At 72.3% G+C, this 17,561-nt stretch carries 13 protein-coding genes and 1 tRNA gene; 6 read left to right on the top strand and 8 right to left on the bottom strand.

The features are described 5' to 3' along the window. Positions 1–174 precede the first annotated feature (174 nt). Positions 175–1,782, top strand: a complete 1,608-nt coding sequence (locus QOZ89_RS16500; RefSeq protein ID WP_241841872.1) for an alkaline phosphatase family protein — start codon at positions 175–177, stop codon at positions 1,780–1,782. A gap of 199 nt (positions 1,783–1,981) precedes the next feature. On the opposite strand, the gene QOZ89_RS16495 is transcribed toward QOZ89_RS16500, so the two are convergent. The 4 genes from QOZ89_RS16495 to QOZ89_RS16480 form a co-directional block, all read right to left on the bottom strand. Further along, positions 1,982–3,607 carry an ABC1 kinase family protein gene (locus QOZ89_RS16495; protein WP_071049968.1) on the bottom strand — a complete coding sequence of 542 codons (1,626 nt, stop codon included), beginning with the start codon at positions 3,605–3,607 and terminating at the stop codon, positions 1,982–1,984. 161 nt (positions 3,608–3,768) lie between these two features. Next, a complete protein-coding gene (locus QOZ89_RS16490) occupies positions 3,769–4,830 on the bottom strand; it encodes a thiamine biosynthesis protein ThiF (RefSeq protein ID WP_071050040.1) in 1,062 nt (353 codons plus the stop codon). Between the two features lie 310 nt (positions 4,831–5,140). Beyond that, positions 5,141–5,320, bottom strand: coding sequence for a DUF5679 domain-containing protein (locus QOZ89_RS16485; RefSeq protein ID WP_071049969.1), 180 nt, complete (start codon positions 5,318–5,320; stop codon positions 5,141–5,143). Between the two features lie 734 nt (positions 5,321–6,054). After that, a complete protein-coding gene (locus QOZ89_RS16480) occupies positions 6,055–7,416 on the bottom strand; it encodes a zinc-dependent metalloprotease (protein WP_071049971.1) in 1,362 nt (453 codons plus the stop codon). 178 nt (positions 7,417–7,594) lie between these two features. Here QOZ89_RS16480 and QOZ89_RS16475 point away from each other — a divergent pair, with 178 nt between their 5' ends. The 3 genes from QOZ89_RS16475 (at position 7,595) to QOZ89_RS16465 (ending at position 10,039) form a co-directional block, all read left to right on the top strand. Beyond that, entirely contained in the window at positions 7,595–8,080 is a 486-nt protein-coding gene (locus QOZ89_RS16475; RefSeq protein WP_071049972.1) for a molybdenum cofactor biosynthesis protein MoaE, read from the top strand. A gap of 624 nt (positions 8,081–8,704) precedes the next feature. Then, positions 8,705–8,875 (top strand): hypothetical protein, encoded by a 171-nt coding sequence (locus QOZ89_RS16470; RefSeq protein ID WP_312624165.1) that lies wholly within the window; start codon positions 8,705–8,707, stop codon positions 8,873–8,875. A 96-nt stretch (positions 8,876–8,971) separates the two neighbouring features. Further along, positions 8,972–10,039 (top strand): YlbL family protein, encoded by a 1,068-nt coding sequence (locus tag QOZ89_RS16465; RefSeq protein WP_071049973.1) that lies wholly within the window; start codon positions 8,972–8,974, stop codon positions 10,037–10,039. A 620-nt stretch (positions 10,040–10,659) separates the two neighbouring features. Here the strand turns inward: QOZ89_RS16465 and QOZ89_RS16460 are convergent. After that, positions 10,660–11,169 (bottom strand): PPA1309 family protein, encoded by a 510-nt coding sequence (locus QOZ89_RS16460; protein WP_071049974.1) that lies wholly within the window; start codon positions 11,167–11,169, stop codon positions 10,660–10,662. Between the two features lie 214 nt (positions 11,170–11,383). Between QOZ89_RS16460 and QOZ89_RS16455 the strand changes: the two genes are divergently transcribed. Further along, positions 11,384–14,410, top strand: a complete 3,027-nt coding sequence (locus tag QOZ89_RS16455) for a UPF0182 family membrane protein (protein ID WP_312624164.1) — start codon at positions 11,384–11,386, stop codon at positions 14,408–14,410. Positions 14,411–14,562: 152 nt separating this feature from the next. Then, positions 14,563–14,636, top strand: a tRNA-Met gene (locus QOZ89_RS16450). Positions 14,637–14,687: 51 nt separating this feature from the next. Here QOZ89_RS16450 and QOZ89_RS16445 read toward each other — a convergent pair. Genes QOZ89_RS16445 through QOZ89_RS16435 form a run of 3 tightly spaced genes read right to left on the bottom strand, consistent with a single transcriptional unit; the run spans position 14,688 to position 17,544 of the window. Beyond that, a complete protein-coding gene (locus QOZ89_RS16445) occupies positions 14,688–15,692 on the bottom strand; it encodes a PfkB family carbohydrate kinase (protein ID WP_083418937.1) in 1,005 nt (334 codons plus the stop codon). Then, positions 15,689–16,501 carry an ATP-binding cassette domain-containing protein gene (locus QOZ89_RS16440; protein ID WP_312624163.1) on the bottom strand — a complete coding sequence of 271 codons (813 nt, stop codon included), beginning with the start codon at positions 16,499–16,501 and terminating at the stop codon, positions 15,689–15,691. The genes QOZ89_RS16445 and QOZ89_RS16440 overlap by 4 nt, the downstream gene beginning before the upstream one ends. A gap of 8 nt (positions 16,502–16,509) precedes the next feature. Then, positions 16,510–17,544 carry an ABC transporter permease gene (locus QOZ89_RS16435; protein WP_007515983.1) on the bottom strand — a complete coding sequence of 345 codons (1,035 nt, stop codon included), beginning with the start codon at positions 17,542–17,544 and terminating at the stop codon, positions 16,510–16,512. Positions 17,545–17,561: the final 17 nt, after the last annotated feature.

Genomic DNA, 17,561 nt, shown 5'->3' with positions numbered 1-17,561 from the left:
TTCACCACCCCCCGGCCGGCCCCCCCCCGCGGCCCCCCCCCCCCCCCGGGGGGCGGGGGGCCCCCCCCCGGGGGGGGGGCCCCCGCGCCCAGCTCCATCTGTTCGGTGATTCGCCCCTCGGGGGTGAGGCGCACGTCGCCTGTCGGTACGGTGTGTGCCAGTAGTGTTCCGATCGTGCCGAGCAGCGAGCGGGCCTACCCCGTCCAGACCGGGGCCGGGCGGAACCCGTCCGGCTCTCTCACCTCGTCGCGGTCCGCCGAGCGGGCCCTGACCACTGCTGTGCTGACCGCCCCGGAGCTGGATCACATCGTCGACCTGGTCGCCTGGGTCGACGACGGCTGGCTGCACGTCGCCAACGCCGCCGGAGCGGCCCGGGTACCCGCCGCCGCGCCCGACGGCCCGTGGCAGGTGCTGCGCGGCCGCAACCCGGTCGAGACGCGGGACCCGCTGCACGCGGTGCCGCGCACCGCGGCGCTCGCCGACCCGTCGCCGCCGAACGAGCGCAACTCGTACCCGCTCGCCGGGCCACGGCTCGCCTCGGTCTTCGCCGACCCGACCCGGTCGCCCGACGTCGTCGTCATGCACACGCCCGGCCACTACTGGCCGGAGCGCGGCGGCCACCTCGGCGAGCACGGATCACTCGACGCCGGCCAGTCGCGTGCCCCGCTGGTGCTGTCCGGCGCCGGTGTGCGCGCCCGCGGCCTGCTGGCGCGCCACGCCCGGGTCGTGGACCTCGCCCCGACACTGGCCGCGCTCGCGGGCGCGACGATGCCGGGTGTCGAGGGCACGGCGCTGGCCGACCTGCTCGACGACGACCTCGCCGGGATGGCGCCGCTGCGTCACGTCGTCGGCCTGCTCTGGGACGGCACCAACTGCAACGACCTCCTCGCGCTGGCCGCGGAGGGCCGGCTGCCGAACGTCGCCAGGCTGCTCGCGCGCGGCTGCGCGCTGACCGGCGGGGCGGTGGCGGAGTTCCCAAGCGTCACGCTCACCAACCACACGTCGGCGCTCACCGGCGTCGGCCCCGGCCGGCACGGCATCCTGAACAACGTCTACTTCGACCGTGCCACCGGTGAGCAGGTCGTCACCAACGAGGTGCGCGTCTGGCACACCGCCTGCCAGCACCTGCGGCCCGGTGTGCGCACCGTGTTCGAGGTGATCGCCGCCGCCCGCCCGGGCGCGATGACCGCGTGCGTGAACGAGCCGATCGATCGAGGCGCGACCTACTCCACGTTCGAACTGGTCCGGGCGCTGGAGAGCCTCGACGGTGCCGGCGGCATGGCCGACCATCTGCCGCGCGGCGACGACGACCCGAACACCAGCCAGGAATGGCTGGCCGCGGACGCGGACTATGGCTGGTCCAGCCGGGTCGACGCACTCGGGCTCAAGCAGATGCTCGATCTGTGGGAGAGCCAGGACCCGCCGGCCTTCACCTGGTGGAACACGACGGTGACCGACACCGGCCATCACGGCGGAGGGCCGTATTCGGCGCAGTCCCGGGCCTCGCTCCTGGACTCGGACCGCCGCCTCGGCGTCTTCCTGGACCTGCTGGACGCCCGCGGGCTCACCGAGCGGGTCACGATCCTGCTCACCGCCGATCACGGCAGTGAGGGCGCGCGGACGAGCTGCACCGGCGACTGGAACGAGGCGTTGCGCACCGCCGGCGTCACCTTCCGGGACGAGGCGTACGGCTTCCTCTACCTCGGCGAGCGCGACGACCGCGGCCACAGCGAGCTCCCGCCCGAGCAGCGTCGCTCCGGCGACGCCGCGGCCGCGCGCTAGCGTCCCGCGCGCTAGCGTCCCGCGCGCTAGCGTCCCGCGCGCTAGCGTCCCGCGCGCTAGCGTCCCGCGCGCTAGCGTCCCGCGCGCTAGCGTCCCGCGCGCTAGCGTCCCGCGCGCTAGCGTCCCGCGCGCTAGCGTCCCGCGCGCTAGCGTCCCGCGCGCTAGCGTCCCGCGCGCTAGCGTCCCGCGCGCCAGCGGGCTAGCGCCCTGGCTCGTCCACCGGGCTCTCGCCGCCGCGTTGGCGCGGCGGCCTGGGCGTGCGGGGCGCTCGGGCCCGGCGCTGGGGCGGCGGGCCGAACAGGATCGGGTCGGCCGGCGTCCTGGTGGCGTCGCCGCCGGGCGCGACGGCGATCGTGGGCAGCGGGCGGCCTGGACGGTTCGCCCTGGCCGCGTGCCGGGCGGCGGCCGAGCCGGGCGGGGCGAAGCCAGGCTGCCAGCGTTCCATCTCCGTCCGCAGCGACGTCGTGGCACCGAGCTGGCAGAGCAGACCGATCCCGCTCATCGTGACCCGGTGGATCAGCAGGTAGGACGGCGGCAGGTTGAGCTGGCGGGAGACCTGGGCGGCCGGTGAGCGCCAGTCGGCCAGCCGCAGCGCCTGTGCTCGCAGCCACTGACGGGAGAATGTGAACTCCTTCTCGGCGAGCGCGTCGAGCAACGGGCCGAGATGCTCCAGCAGCTCCTGGGCGTCGACCGTCACGTTGGGCCGGATGAACCCCTCACGGCGCAGCCCTTCGACCACCTGCGCCGCGGCGTTCTCGTCCGCGAGGGCCGCGGCCCCGTTCACGCCGCTGTCATTCGTGCTGGTGCCCTTCGACTCGGTGGCGATGGCGATGGCGATGGCGGTGGCGCGCCGCGCGTCGAGCGCGAGCCGGGTCAGCCGGCCCATCACCTCGGGCAGCCCGTCCGGTAGCCGCTGTACCGCGCCGAAGTCCAGCACGCCGAGCCGGCCGTCGGCCAGCAGCCGGAAGTTGCCCGGGTGCGGGTCGGCGTGCAGCAGCCCGGAGCGCGCCGGGCAGGAATAGAGGAACCGGCACAGCAGCAGCCCCGCCCGGTCCCGCTGGGCCTGGTCGCCGCCGGCGATGACGTCCGCGAGTGGGACGCCGTCGAGCCATTCGGCCACGAGCACGTGGTCGCTGGCCGCGAGCGGCCAGGGGATGGCGATGTCGGGGTCCCCCTGGTAGGCCTCGGCGAACGCGCGCTGCCAGCTTGCCTCGAGCCGGTAGTCGAGCTCCTCGGCGACCCGCGCCCGCAGCTCCTCGATCAGCGGCTTCACGTCCAGCCCCGGCGCGAGCACGCCGAACAGGCGCGCGGCGCGGCCGAGCTGGGTCAGGTCGGACAGCAGCGCCGGGCCCGCGCCCGGATACTGCACCTTCACCGCGACGGGCCGGCCGTCCGACCAGACCGCCCGGTGGACCTGCCCGATGCTGGCGGCGGCGGCGGGCACGTCGTCGAAGGACGCGAACAGCTCCCGCCAGTCCGGGCCCAGCTCGGCGGCGAGCACCTTGCGGATGGTCGCCGCGGGCAGCGGCGGGGCCGCCTCCTGCAGCTTGGTCAGCGCCGCGCGGTAGGGGCCGGCGACCTCGTCGGGCAGCGCCGCCTCGAAGACCGACAGCATCTGCCCGAGCTTCATCGCGCCGCCCTTGAGCTCGCCGAGGACCCGGAAGACCTGCTCGGCGGTGCGCTGCTGGAGCTCGGTCGCGACGGCCTCGGCGGGCCGGCCGCCGAGGCGGCGGCCGACGCCGAGCGTCGCCCTGCCGGCGTAGCCGAGGGGGAGCGTGGCGAGCCGGGCCGTCCGCACGACGGCCCGGCGGGGGATGTCGGACACCCCCCTATCGTCCACCCCCCGCGGAGTGGCCATCCCGGATTCGGAGCTCACGGGCCGGCGGGGCGGCCAGCCGGCGTACCATTCCGCGGCAATGTGGCCGGAGTCAAGATCGTTGCGATCGGGCATGGGGGGCGGCCGGGAGCTCTGCCCGGCGGTGCCGGCTATGCCGAGGTATCGGCTGCGCCGCAGGGGCAGTCGGAGTGTGGCTGCCAGGTGCGCCGGCGGATGCGCCAGTCGGGGGTCGCGATCTCCAGCGTTCCCGCGGCCGTGGCCGGCAGCGTCTCGAGGGCGCCCCCGGCGTCGAGGAAGGCCAGCGCCTGCGCGGCCGTGAGCGCGCTGACCTGCGCGGCGAGCGTCACATCACAGGCGTCCGGGCCGGTCTCGGCGCGCCGGGCGAGCTGCAGGGCCAGCAGCGGCCAGGCCGCGTCGGCCGCGTACCGGTGCAGGTGCTGACAGTGCAGGCACGGCGTTCGCCCGGGCACGACGAGCGGACCGATCACCCCGGTGGTCTCCCGGACGCCCGTGAGCAGATGGGGGACGCCGCCGCGCGCCAGCTCCAGTGACTCGTCGGGGCGCAGTACGGGCAGCCCGACCGGGGCAAGCACGACCAGGTCCGGGTGGAACGGTGCCGCGACGCCCGCCGGGGCCGGGGGCCGGGTCACCCGGCCCAGCGCCGCCATCGCGGCCAGCGCGCGCGGCCGGCCGATGGCGTCGAGGCCCAGCCCACCGGGGGAGACGTCGGCCGGACCGGCCAGCCCCGCGTCGTCGACGATCACTCGCCCAACGCCGGCGGCGGCGAGCAGCGTGGCGACGTGCGCGCCGACCCGACCGGCGCCCCGGACGCGGACCCGGGCACGCCGCCGCCCGGCGAGCACCTGGCGCGCGCCACCAGGATGGCTGGTGGCAAGCGAGAGAGCGGCGAGATCCGGCCGCAGGCGGTCCCGGTCGAGGGTGGGCAGCGGTGGTTCCTCGGCGTCGTCCGGCGCGGCATCGTCGAGCAGCCTGGCCTCGTCCAGCAGACCGAGCAGCGCGGTGGTGGTGGTCTGGTCCGCGTCGGCGGCCGGCCGGGCGCCGGCACGCGAGCCGTCCAGGGCGTCGAGCGCGGCGACGAGCCCGGGTGTCACCCCGGGCAGGACGAGGGCGCGGGACGGGTCCACCCCTAACTGCAGGGTGGACCCGTCCCGCCACAGGCGGCGCAGACCTGGCTTGAGCACCGGGCGCATGGGGGGCACCTCCTGGCCCGGGCCGGTGCCGTCTGGCGGACGGCGAGGCGCGGACGAGCGTCGCGGGATGTCGGCGCGAGCCCCCGGGGAGACGCCGCGGCTGGCGCCGGGGCCTTCGACCGCGGGGCGATCGTCGTCGATCCCGCGGGCCGTCGGCCCCGGCAGCCCGTACGGTCGCACACCGCCCGCGGTCCCGGCATCCTTACGGGGACGACTGTGGACGGCGGCCGTTTGACAGCCCGTCGCCGCGCCACCGGCGGCGCGGCGACCCACCTCCGCCGCGCCCGCCGGCATCCGCCCTGCCTGGCGGTCAGGCCTTGCCGAGGATCCGGTTGATCGTCGATCCGCAGACCGGGCAGGTCCCCCTGGCCATCCGTCGGCCCGACTCGCTGATCCGCACCTCACCCTCGTAGTGGCGCTTCTCCTTGCACTTGACGCAGTAGCCCTCGTAGCTGTCGGCCACGCGGATCTCCCTTCCCAGGTCCGTCACCCGGCCACGTCGCCGGGCGCGGACGCCCAGTGGTGCTCGGACACGGTGTTCGAGACGGCCGGGGGCCGGCCATCGGCCGGGCGGCTTCGCCGAACCCGGGTGGGCTCGCGTCGGCTGGCCGCCTGCCCGGGCGCAAGCCGGGGGCGCGGGGGAAACACGATCGCGTCCCTGTCCCTGGCGCGGGCCGTCTCGGGCGCGGGGCCGGTCCTCAGCTGGCCGGGCCCGCGCCCGCCGCCTGGATCGCCTGTCCACCCAGAGGTCTTGTCTCCTGGGCCCGGCGGTCGCACGGCGGCGGGACCCATCCTGCCCAGCCGGACATCGGGCGAGGCCGGCGGGCCGGCCGGCGGCGTGACCCCCTGGTCGCCGTCCGGGCGGCGGTGACCGCCCGGCGCGCGCGCCGAGGGTCCGGCGTCCGCCTGGAACGAGACGCCCACGGCCGGCGGCGATACTCCGCTCCGGAGCGCCATGGATACATGCCGTGCAAGAACGGGAAATCCCTGCCGGGGCCCGGCGCTCCCTTTTCCTATCTCCGGCAGAGTCGGGTTACTGGGGGCTTCTCGATGGTGACGCTCAGATGGCCTTAGGTCGGCCTAGTCGACGCGACGGTGTGACCTAACGGCACCCGGGATCGAGCAGCGGGCCGGTTGGTCCCGGTTGGTAACCGTTGACCCAGAGGTGTCCGCGCTGGGACGCACCCCGCGCGTTCCTGCATCGACCGGTGGATCACGTGCCGGCTACGCCGACGCGTCGGGTCCGGGCTCCTCGGGCGGCGTGTCCCGCAGCTTCTCGATCTCGGCGATCGGGTCGAGCAGGCTCGCCGTCGCTCCAGAGACGAACCCGTCGGGGTTGGTCAGGTCGTCCGCCGACGGCAGCAGGTCCGGATGGCCCCAGACGGCGTCGCGCCCGTCGGCGCCGCGCGCCACCCTCAGCGCCTCCCACAGCGCCGCGGCCTCTCGCAGCCGCCGTGGCCGCAGGGACAGGCCCACCAGGGTCGCGAAGGTCTGCTCGGCCGGCCCGCCCTCGGCCCGCCGCCGGCGCACCATCTCGCGCAGCCGGGCGGCGCCGGGCAGGTGCTCGCTGGCCGCGATGTCGGCCACGTGGTCGACCCAGCCTTCGACGAGCGCGAGCGCGACCTCCAACCGGCCGAGCGCCGCCTCCTGCTCCGGCGTCGTGGCATCGGCGAACACGTCCTCGCCGAGCGCCTCGGAGAGCTTCTGCGGATCCATGATCGTGGTCGGGTCGACCATCCGCATCACCTGGCCCAGCGCCTCCTGGTCGACCGTGATGCCCCGGGCGTACTCCTCCACGGTCCCGAGCAGGTGCGCGCGCAGCCACGGGACGTGGGCGAACAGCCGGGTCGCCGTGGCCTCCCGCAGCGCCAGGTAGATCCGGACCTCCTCGGCCTCGATGCCGAGCCCCTCGCCGAAGGCGGCGACGTTCGCCGGCAACAGCGCGGCCGTCCCGGCCGGCGCCAGCGGAAGCCCGATCTCCGTCGAGGACACGACCTCCCCGGCGAGCGTCCCGATCGCCTGGCCGACCTGGGCGCCGAACAGCATCCCGCCGACCCGGTTCATCATCTCGACGACCGGGCCGCCGGCGGCCATCAGCTGGCCGAGGTCGAGGCCGGGCGGCAATGCCGCCGCGAGCTCCGGTGGCAGGCCCTCGGCACCGCCGAGCTGGGCGAGGCCGCCGGACAGGCCGGCGCGCATCGCCTCGACCACCTTCGTCGCGACCGGGTCGCACAGCGTCCGCCAGACCGGGAGCGTCGCGTCGATCCAGCGCAGCCGGGACCAGGCCCACGCCGTCGCTCCGCCGGCTGGCAGCGGCGTGACCGGGTCGAGCCAGAGGTCGGCGATGCGCAGCGCACCGGCGACGTTCTCCTCGTCCGCCGCGGTGATCGCCGGGTCGTCGGAGCCGACGGTCCGCGCCGCCACCTGCCGGGCGAGCTCCCAGTTGACCGGGCCGCCCTGCCAGGACAGCAGCTTCTCCAGCTCGGCGAAGAACGGCGCCGCGCCGCCGAACGGGCCGAGGGGCCCCTGCTCTGGGTCGCCGCCTCCACTGCCTGGGGTGAAGCCGAAGGGAAACTGGTTACTCATCGGCTCGACACCCTTGCTGCGCGCTGTGCGGACATGTATCTACCGTAGTCCGGCGGACGCAGGGAAACAGGCGCGGCCGATCGTGGCTGGAACCTGACCCGTTGGGCCCGGGCCAGCCCGCCGCCCGGCCGCATGATCAGGAAGGCTCCGGCTCGGTCAAACCGGCTACCGTCGCAGTATGGACATCTCCCTGGCCGCCGCGCCGGTCCATGCGGACGGCCGCGCGCTGGTCGTCGCCGAGCTGCGGGACTCCTCGCTGTCGGTGGATGAGTGCCTGGCCATGGTCTCGTTGCCCGGGGCGGGCGGTACCGCCCTGTTCGTCGGGACCGTCCGGGACCAAGACGGCGGGCGTCCGGTCGTCGAGCTGGAGTATGTCGCGCACCCGCTCGCCGAACGGGAGATGGCCGCCGTCGCCCGCCAGGTCGCCGACGACGCCGCCCAGCCAGTCCTGGCGGTCGCGGTGGTGCACCGCACCGGGCTGCTGGCGATCGGGGACATCGCGGTCGTCGCCGCCGCGTCGGCGGCGCACCGGGCCGAGGCCTTCGACGCGTGCCGCCGGCTCATCGACGAGGTCAAGAGCCAGGTTCCGATCTGGAAACGGCAGCTGTTCGCCGATGGCACGGCGGAATGGGTAGGCGCCTGCTCAGCTGGGCACCTACCATAGAGCTGGGCCTGGACAGAGACCGGTCAACCTCCGCGCTGATCCCAACCTTCCTAGTCAACCCCCTCGCTCGTTTCCCCCTCCCCTCGCGTCGAGGCCGCCATGTGGATGCTTCTGATTCCCCCCGCGGCGCTGTTGCTGGCGCTGTTGTGGACCGCGTTGCGCGGTCGTCCGAAGCGAGCCCGAGAAGCGATGATCACCATCGAGGGCTACCGCCGGAGCATGGACGCGCTCGCGAGACCCGTTGATCCCTCCTCGGGGAGCTCGCCGAAGGGCGGCGGTGCTCCCGTGGGCACCTCGGACGAGCCCGAGGCTCCTGGGCCTCCCGCGGAATCCCCGCCGGACCGGCACGGCCTGGGGTTCCTGCCCGATCCGGGGTTCCTGCCGGATCGATGGAGCTTGCGGAGTCCGGGGTTCCTGCCGGATTGGCGAAGCCGATCTGGGAGGCCCGCTGGCGGGCCTGCCAGAAGGTTCGGGCCGGCGAGGCGCTCTGCCGAGGCGGGGGGTCGCCGGACCCGAGTCGCTGGCGCGGCCCCTCGGCCCCCGGCCGGGCATCACGAGGCGCACGCCGTCTATCCGGGCGACATCGCTCGGGGGCCCGGGGCGACGCCTCCCGCCTACGAGGCGGTGGCGGAGCAGCCGGGCGAGCCCCCGCGGGTAGGAGCCGTCGTCCCGGCCGCGCGGGTGGTCGAGGGCCGGACGCCAGAGGGCTCGACGGATGCCGAGAGCGCGCGGCTGCCCGCGGCGCCCGAGGTGACCGGGCCGCAGGGGGGCGAGTCCGCTCACCCGGCCGGATGAGCGGATATCCCAGGTCAAGGCCTGGTATCTCCCTGTGAGCCCTGGCCGGTCGGCGGGAGCCATCGTCGGGATCTAGGCCTACGTAGACTGCGGGGCATGGCCCGCAGGACTCAGACCCTGGTCGTCGCGTCGGTGCTCGCGCTGGTGCTGGGGATAGCGGGGCTGTGGCTTCCGGTGCCGTTCGTGACGCTGGCCCCGGGGCCGGTGACGGACACGCTCGGCAGCGTCAAGGGCGTGACGCTGATCGACATCGAGGGACGCCAGACGTACCCGACAAGCGGGAAGCTGGAGCTCACCACCGTCGAGGAGACGCCGCGGCTGAACCTGCTGGGCGCCCTCGAGGACTGGGTCGACGGGGACCGCGCGGTCGTTCCCCGCGAGCTGATCGAGCCGCCTGGCTCGTCGCAGGAGCAGATCCAGCAGGAGAACACCCAGGCGATGCTGGACTCGCAGGATCAGGCGACCGCGGCGGCCCTGACCGAGCTCGGCATCGAGTCCACCGGCACGTCGGTCGTGGTGGTCTCCGTGCCCGCGGACTCGCCGGCGACGGGCAAGCTGTCACCCGGTGACGTCGTCACTGAGGTCAACGGCACACCGGTACATTCCCAGGCCGAGCTGCGCGAGGAGATCAGCAAGGCGAAGCCGGGCGACGATATCAAGATCGCCTTTCGGCATGGCTCGACGGCGTCGTCCTCGCCGAACGGCGGGGGAACGTCGACGACGGCCGTTATCACCACCAGGGCTGCCCCCGACGACGCGAGCCGGCCGATCATCGGGATCACGACGACGGAGAAGCGGTCTTATCCGTTCACCGTCCGAATCCGCATCTCGGACGTCGGCGGCCCGAGCGCGGGGCTGATGTTCGCGCTGGGCATCATCGACCTGCTCACGCCAGGGCAGCTCACCGGCGGCCGGATCATCGCCGGTACCGGCACGATCGACGCCACCGGCAAGGTCGGCCCCATCGGGGGCATTCAGCAGAAGATCCTGGGCGCCCGCGGCTCGGGCGCGACGGTGTTCCTCGTCCCGGCGGACAACTGCACCGACGCGAAAAAGACGGCCCCGAGCGGGTTGACCTTGGTCAAGGTGGACAAGCTCTCGGGCGCCTTCGACGCACTGAAGAAGCTCGGCGGCCCCCAGCAGTCCTCGATCCCGACCTGCTGAGCCCGCTACGGGCGAAGCGCAGCGACTGAGTTGGGATCGGGTCGGGGCAGAAGGTTGTCTCTGGTTCGCTCCGTGCGGGCACGGCCCTCCGGCAGCCCGCTCGCCTGGCGGCTCACGGGCTACCTCCAGGCCGTGTCCTCCTCCGCTCACGTGCGCTGCGGTGACCTCCGCTGCGGCCCAACCACGTCGCTTCGCTCGTGGCCGGGCCTCCGCGGAGGTGCGCCTCCGCGCCAGCTCGGTTGCGTCCCGCTTGAACGGCACCAGTCCACGACCGGCCCGATCCGGAGCCAGACCCTTGCGGGGGCCACGTCGCTTCGTTCGTGGAACGTCTGGACTGGTGCTGGTCGCGGGTTCCGTGCCGATCAGGCGTGAAGGCCGCCCCACAAGCGAAGCGACGTGGCCGCGCAGAAGCTGGCCGTGGTTGATCCGTTCAAGCGTGACGCGACCGAGCTGGCGCGGAGGCGCGCCTCCGCGGAGGCATCCCTACGAGCGAAGCGACGTAGGGGTGCCGCAGCGGAGGTCGCCGGAGCGCACGTGAGCGGAGGAGGACACGGCGCGGAGGTCCCTTGGGAGCGAAGCGAGTAAGGGGCCGTAGCGCCGTGCCCGGACGGAGCGAACCATTAAAGGAAAGTCGCGAAGAGACCGTCGAACAGGGCGTCGGCGATGTCGGGGTCGACGACAACCTCGCCTTCGTCGTTGCGGCGGCGAAGGCACGAGGTGAACTTGCCCGAGCGGGTGACCGCGACGGCGACGCGGATGTCCTGGCGCTCTGGATGCCTGGTCGCCCAGATGTCGATCTCGTGATCCTCGTAGGGGATGTCCTCCTCCGCGCTCGGAGGCAGCACCACCAGCTCGGTCACGAGAACGCAGCCCTCGACCTCGTCCGGCCACCCGATCGTGCCCAGCATCTGCTCTAGCGGGCCCTCGGGCAGGTTCTCCTGCTCGATGGGGGTCAGCAACCGTGACGCCGCGTCGCCGAGGTGGTCGGTCAGGCCTGGGTCGTATGCCAGCAGATCGGCGGTGTGCGCGAGCGCGAAGAGCCGGTGAGGCTGGTTCCAGCCGGCCGCGGCGACGTATCGCTCGAGCTCGAGCACGACCTCGGTCAGCTCCGGGAGATTTGGGCTCGTCACGGGGCCCATCCTCTCCGATCGGCCCAGACGCCTTTCGGGCCACCCCGGACGGCTGGCGTAGGTTGCCCGTAGTGGGCCAAAGGGCGTGCGAAAATGATCTTTCTTCGCGCGCCCTGCGGCCATCGTCGCTGGAAACTGCCAGTGGGCCAAAGCCCGAGCGCCAGGTCGACTCGGGGGAAGGCGGGCCTGGTCCTGAGGGCACGGAGGATGCACTGTGGCAGCGCAACCGTCTGAGCGGGGAGCGCCGAGGGGCGCGAGCCGCCGGCTGTTCATCACCCGGCTACGCGTGATCGTGCCGCTGCTTGCGTTCATCCTGCTGGTGATCTTGTTCTTGGCGCTGACGCCGGTGTACACCGACCTGCTGTTCTACCAGTCGGTCAACTTCAGCAAGGTCTTCACCACGGTCCTGTGGACGCGGGTGCTGCTGTTCGTGCTGTTCGGCGCCGTGATGGCCGTCGCTGTCGGCACCAACCTGGTGCTGGCCTACCGGCTGCGCCCACCGGTGCGGCCGTTGTCGGTGGAGCAGCAGAACCTGGAGCGTTACCGGACCGCGATCGAGCCGTATCTGCTCGTCATCCTGCTCGGGGTCACGGCGCTGTTCGGCCTCGCGGCCGGCCTGTCGGCGTCCGGGCGGTGGCGGACCTGGCTGCAGTGGGTCAACGGGCAGTCGTTCGGCGTGCGCGACCCGCAGTTCCACCGGGACATCAGCTACTACGCCTTCACCTACCCGTTCTATCGGTTCCTGTTCGGTTTCCTGCTGAGCGTGATGATCCTCTCGCTGCTGGTGGCCGTGATCACCCATTACCTGTTCGGGGGCATCCGCATCCAGGCGCCGCGTGAGCGGACCGCCAGCGCGTCTATGGAGCGGGTGACCCCGGCTGCGAAGGCGCACCTGTCGGTGCTGCTCGGCCTGCTCGCGCTGCTCAAGGCCTGGGGTTACTACCTGGACCGGTTCGGGTCGGTCTTCTCGTCGCGCGGGGTGGTCTCGACGGGCGCGGGCTACACCGACGTGCACGCGGTACTGCCGGCGAAGCTCATCCTGCTGTTCATCTCGCTGGCCTGCGCGGGCCTGTTCATCTACAACATCTTCCAGCGCGGGTGGACGCTGCCGTTGCTCGGCGCCGGGATCCTCGTGCTGTCCGCGGTGGTGATCGGCGGCATCTACCCGGCGATCGTCCAGCAGTTCCAGGTGAAGCCGAACGAGGCGTCCCGGGAGGCGCCGTACATAGCGCGCAACATCGAGGCGACGCGGGCGGCCTACGGAATCGCGAACGTGAAACCACGCGAATACCCGCCTGTGACGGACGTGACCGCGGACGCCGTCGCGGACGATGTCGGAACCGTCTCCAACGTCCGGCTGCTCGACCCGAACAAGCTGTCGAGAACCTTCACCCAGCTCCAGCAGTTCGGCAACTACTACGGCTTCCCGGACACCCTCGACATCGACCGGTACAAGGTCGACGGCAGCACGCGGGACTACGTCGTCTCCGTCCGTGAGCTCGACCAGGCCGGGCTCGTACCGTCGCAGCGCAACTGGATCAACGAGCACTTGATCTACACACACGGCAAGGGATTCGTCGCGGCGCCGGCGAACACCGTCGAGGGCGGCAAGCCGGACTTCACGGTGGGAAACCTGCCGCAGACCGGTGACTTCGGTATAACCAAGAACCAGATTTACTTCGGGGAGCTGTCTCCGGAGTACTCGATCGTCGGCACGAAGCAGGCCGAGATCGACGGCGCGGGTGACTCCCAGAACCAGGCGACCACGAGTTACGACGGCGGCGGCGGAGTCTCGATCGGCTCTAGGTTCAACAGGTTCGTCTTCGCCGTCCGTTTCGGTGAGAAGAACATCCTCTTCTCGTCCGACATCACCGACCAATCGCGGATCCTCTACGAGCGCAACCCGCGCGACCGGGTGGCCAAGGTCGCGCCGTGGCTGACGCTCGACGGCGACCCGTACCCGGCGGTCGTGAACGGCCGGGTGACCTGGATCCTCGATGGCTACACCACGTCGGATGGCTACCCGTACTCCGACCGCAACGCCCTCGGCGAGGTGACCGCCGACGCGGTCACCGGGCAGAACCGCACCCAGCAGGGCTCCAACCAGATCAACTATCTGCGCAACTCGGTGAAGGCCACCGTTGACGCCTACGACGGGACGGTAACGCTCTACGCCTTCGACGAGTCGGACCCGGTGCTGCGGACCTGGATGCGCGCCTTCCCTGGCACGGTCAAGCCGTTCAAGGCCATCCCAGCCGCGTTGAAGGAGCACTTCCGCTACCCCGAGGACCTGTTCAAGGTGCAGCGGGACGTGCTCGCCGACTACCACGTGACCGACCCCCGGGCGTTCTACTCGCAGGAGGACTTCTGGGGTGTCTCGCCGGCGCCGGATGACGGGAGCAAGGACCAACCACCCTTCTACGTGTATAGCCAGCTGCCGGACCGGGACGCGCCGTCGTTCAACCTGACCTCACCGCTGATATCGCGAAAATCATCGAAGTTGGCCGCGTACGTGGCCGTCTCCAGTGATCCGGACAACTACGGGCAGTTCGAGGTGCTGCACCTGCCGCAGGGGGTGACGATCAACGGGCCGGCGCAGGTGCAGAGCCTGATAGAGGCCAACAGCGACGTGGCGCAGAAACTCCTGGCCTGGCGAGGGAGCGGCTCCAACACCACGATCGAGACCATCGAGGGCAACCTGCTCACCCTGCCGGTCGCCGACGGGCTCGTGTACATCGAGCCCTACTACGTCCAGGCCAGAGGTTCGTCCGGGTACCCGACGCTGCAGGGCGTCGCGGTGGTGTACGGCGACAAGGTCGCGCTGGAGGACTCGCTGCAGGCGGCGCTCGACAAGGTGTTCGGCCCCGGCGCCGGCGCGCCCGCCGCCGGCGCCGGGATCGGAGGCGGTGGCGGCGGCAGTGGCGCGGGGCCACCGACGACGACGCCCACCGCGGGTGCCACCGCCTCGGGGACACCTTCGCCGTTGACGACCGCGTCGCCGAGCGTGGCTCCACCTGGTGCGGGCCCCGATCTGCTGCGGGCGATCGGTGACCTCAACGCAGCCCGCACCGCCGAGGACAAGGCGCTGGCGGAGTCCCCGCCGGACTGGGCGGCCTTCGGCGCGGCGCGCGTGGACGAGGACAAGGCGATCCGCCGGATCAACGAGCTGACGGGCGCCAGCACGCCGTCGGCCTCACCGCCGCCGACAACACCGTCGCCCAGCACCGGTCCGTCCGGCTAGAGGGCCAAAGGGTGTGCGAAAATGATCTTCCTTCGCACACCCGGCGGCCGTTGTCCCCAGGATCACTAACGGAGTCCCGATGGGGCCGCCCGAGGGGCGGCCCCATCGTTTTGACAGCCCACTCCGACCATCTGATACGGTAGTGACAACGACGCGGGGTGGAGCAGCTCGGTAGCTCGCTGGGCTCATAACCCAGAGGTCGCAGGTTCAAATCCTGTCCCCGCTACGAATTCAGGCCCGGAGATCGTGGATCTCCGGGCCTGAACATTGTGATGCGTCAGATCTCCCCTCCCGCGGACATGGCCAGGGTCGCGTCCAGCTCGGCGCGGGTGGGCGGGTCGGCGCCCTCCCTTCCCACCGTCAGCCCCGCGACGACGGAGGCCTGGGTCAGCACGTCGAACCACCCTCCGTCGTCGAGACTCCGGAGAGCCTCGCGCCGCGCGGACCCGAGCAGGCCCAGGCACCAGAGCCGGTCGATCACCCCCGCGCAGAAGGCGTCTCCCGCCCCGATCGTGTCCACGACCTCGACCCGTTGGGCGGCCGCGGCGACGACCGCACCCGGCGTGACGCACAGCGACCCGCGGGCGCCGAGCGTCACCACCACCGCGCTCGGCCCCAGCCCGAGGAGTCGTTCGGCGGCCTGGGCGGGCGCCAGCCCCGGCAGCAGGTGCGCGAGATCCTCGTCGGACGTGGTGACCACGTCCGCGAGTCGCACGATGCGCTCGACCCGTGTCCGCAGACCCTCGTCGGCTCCCATCGCGGCCGGGCGTAGGTTGAGGTCGTAGGTAACGGTCGTGGCTGGGGCTAGGCCGCGGATGAGTTCGGCCACGTGCTGGGCACCGGGCGGGAGCACGGCACCGAACGATCCGGTGTGCACCACCACGGGCCGCGTGGCTGGAGGGTCGGGAGCGACGTCCCAGTCGAGGTCGAAGACGTATGACGCGTTGCCGTCGGCCCGCAGCCGTGCGTGGGCAGTCGACGTCCGCGGTCCGCGCTGGGCGAGCAGCTCGATGCCTTCGCCGCGGAAGTGCGCCGCCAGCCGCGCGCCTCGGCGGTCCGTCCCAAGCCGGGTGGCCAACGTCACCGGATGGCCGAGCCGGGCCAGCCCCACCGCGACATTCGCCGGACTTCCGCCGGGTCGCTCGCGAAGCGAGCCGTACGCGCCGTGCAGCACGTCAACGAGCGCCTCGCCGACGACCAGCGCGCTCCCGGGTCCCACCGCGCCCTGGCCACCGCGGCCGCGGGTCGTCGCCTGGAGCGGTACGCCGGCGTCGATCGTCATGGTGCCGCACGTCCCGGGGTCTCGGCCAGCGTCGTGGCGCCGGTCATGATCGCGACGGCCTCGGACATCGTGTGCGACCTCGGCGTGATCACCCCGGCCGACCGCCCGAGCCGCTGAATCTGGATCCGGTTCGCCACCTCGAACACGTTCGGCATGTTGTGGCTGATCAGAATCACGGCGAGCCCGCGTTTCTTCACCTCCTCGATCAGCCGGAGCACCTGGGCCGTCTCCTTCACGCCCAGCGCGGCCGTCGGCTCGTCGAGGACGACGAGCTTGCTGGCGAAGGCCGCGGCACGCGCCACCGCGACCGCCTGCCGCTGGCCGCCGGAGAGGGTCTCGACCGCCTGGCCCATGTTCTGCAGGGTCCCGATGCCGAGTTCGGTCATCGAGCGCTCGGCGCTGGCGCGCATCCCCTTCTTGTCGAGCATGCGCAGGACGGAGCCGAGGACGCCCTTTCGGCGTACCTCGCGTCCGAGGAACAGGTTGCTCGCGATGTCGAGGGCCGGTGCCACCGCGAGCGTCTGGTAGACGGTCTCGATTCCGGCGGCCCGGGCGTCCTGCGGGCGCTTGAACTGCACCGGGGAGCCGTCGACCAGAATCTCGCCGGCGTCGGGGATGTAGGCCCCGGTGAGACACTTGATCAGGGTGGACTTGCCGGCGCCGTTGTCGCCGATGATGGCCAGAACCTCGCCTGGGTAGAGGGCGAGGTCGACGCCGTCGAGGCCGACCACCCGGCCGAAGGTCTTCACAAGCCCGCGGGCCTCGAGGGCGGGGACCCGGCGTTCGGCCGCGGCTAACGGCTTGGTCATCGTTGTGCTCATGCCCGCACTTTCCTGATCCATTGGTCGACACCCACGGCGGCGATGACGAGGATGCCGATGGCCAGCACGCGGTACTGGTCGTCGACCCCCGCGAGTGACAGGCCGCTGCGGAACACCCCGACGATCAGTGCGCCGATCAGCGACCCGACCACGACACCGCGGCCGCCGAAGAGGCTGGTTCCGCCGATCACGACGGCCGTGATGCTCTCGAGATTCGCGTCTGTCAGCGCATTGGGGCTGGCGGCCCCGGCGCGGCCGATGAGGATCCACGCGGTTATCCCGAAGATCACCCCGGCCGCGACGTACACCGACAGCAGCACCCGGCCTACTCTGATGCCCGCGAGCCTCGCCGCCTCCGCGTCGTTGCCGACCGCGTAGACGTGCCTGCCCCAGGCTGTCTGGCCGAGCGCGTACGCCGCGAGGACGTACATCACCGCGACGAGCACGACCCCGGTGGTGATCCGGAACCGGCCCGCGCCGAAGGTGTCGCCCGTCCAGCTCAGCACGTCGGGCATGGACGACGCCTGGATGCTGCGCGCCTTGGAGTAGAGCAGCCCGAGCGCCGTGAAGACGCTCAGCGTGCCGAGCGTGGCGATGAATGGCGGCACCTTCAACCGCATGACGAGCAAGCCGTTGACGAGGCCGCCCAGCGCGCCGAGGGCGACGCCGATCGCGATCGCGAGCCCGCCCGGCAGGCCCTGCTCGGCGGCGAGCTTGGCCATCACCATCATGGAGAGCAGGGTGAGCGCGCCGACGGAGAGGTCGATGCCCGCCGTCAGGATGATCAGCGTCTGGCCGATCGCCAGCGCCGCCACGATCGCTACCTGCTGGAGAACCAACGAGAGCGACTGCGCGGAGGAGAACCTCGGGTTGACGATCGTGAACACGACGAACGAGGCCACCAGCACGAGGATCGGGCTGATCGTGGGATGCCCGTGCAGGAGGTGCTGAACCGACTGCGTCGGCGACCGGCGCCGAGCGGCGAAGGCCTCAGCCGCCATGGCTGGCTGGTGCGGGATCGTGGTTGACACAGGCTCCTCCATCCCGG

It is taken from the genome of Pseudofrankia coriaricola (assembly GCF_032027725.1).
In the GTDB taxonomy this organism is placed as follows: domain Bacteria; phylum Actinomycetota; class Actinomycetes; order Frankiales; family Frankiaceae; genus Pseudofrankia.
This window is presented reverse-complemented; position numbering and strand designations above follow the sequence as displayed.

What these genes read in the sequence shown, in the direction of transcription:
- QOZ89_RS16490 (WP_071050040.1), bottom strand. Translation starts at nt 4,830, where the DNA reads ATGCGCCCGGTGCTCAAGCCAGGTCTGCGCCGCCTGTGGCGGGACGGG.
- QOZ89_RS16480 (WP_071049971.1), bottom strand. Translation starts at nt 7,416, where the DNA reads ATGAGTAACCAGTTTCCCTTCGGCTTCACCCCAGGCAGTGGAGGCGGC.
- QOZ89_RS16475 (WP_071049972.1), top strand. Translation starts at nt 7,595, where the DNA reads ATGGACATCTCCCTGGCCGCCGCGCCGGTCCATGCGGACGGCCGCGCG.
- QOZ89_RS16465 (WP_071049973.1), top strand. Translation starts at nt 8,972, where the DNA reads ATGGCCCGCAGGACTCAGACCCTGGTCGTCGCGTCGGTGCTCGCGCTG.
- QOZ89_RS16445 (WP_083418937.1), bottom strand. Translation starts at nt 15,692, where the DNA reads ATGACGATCGACGCCGGCGTACCGCTCCAGGCGACGACCCGCGGCCGC.
- QOZ89_RS16440 (WP_312624163.1), bottom strand. Translation starts at nt 16,501, where the DNA reads ATGACCAAGCCGTTAGCCGCGGCCGAACGCCGGGTCCCCGCCCTCGAG.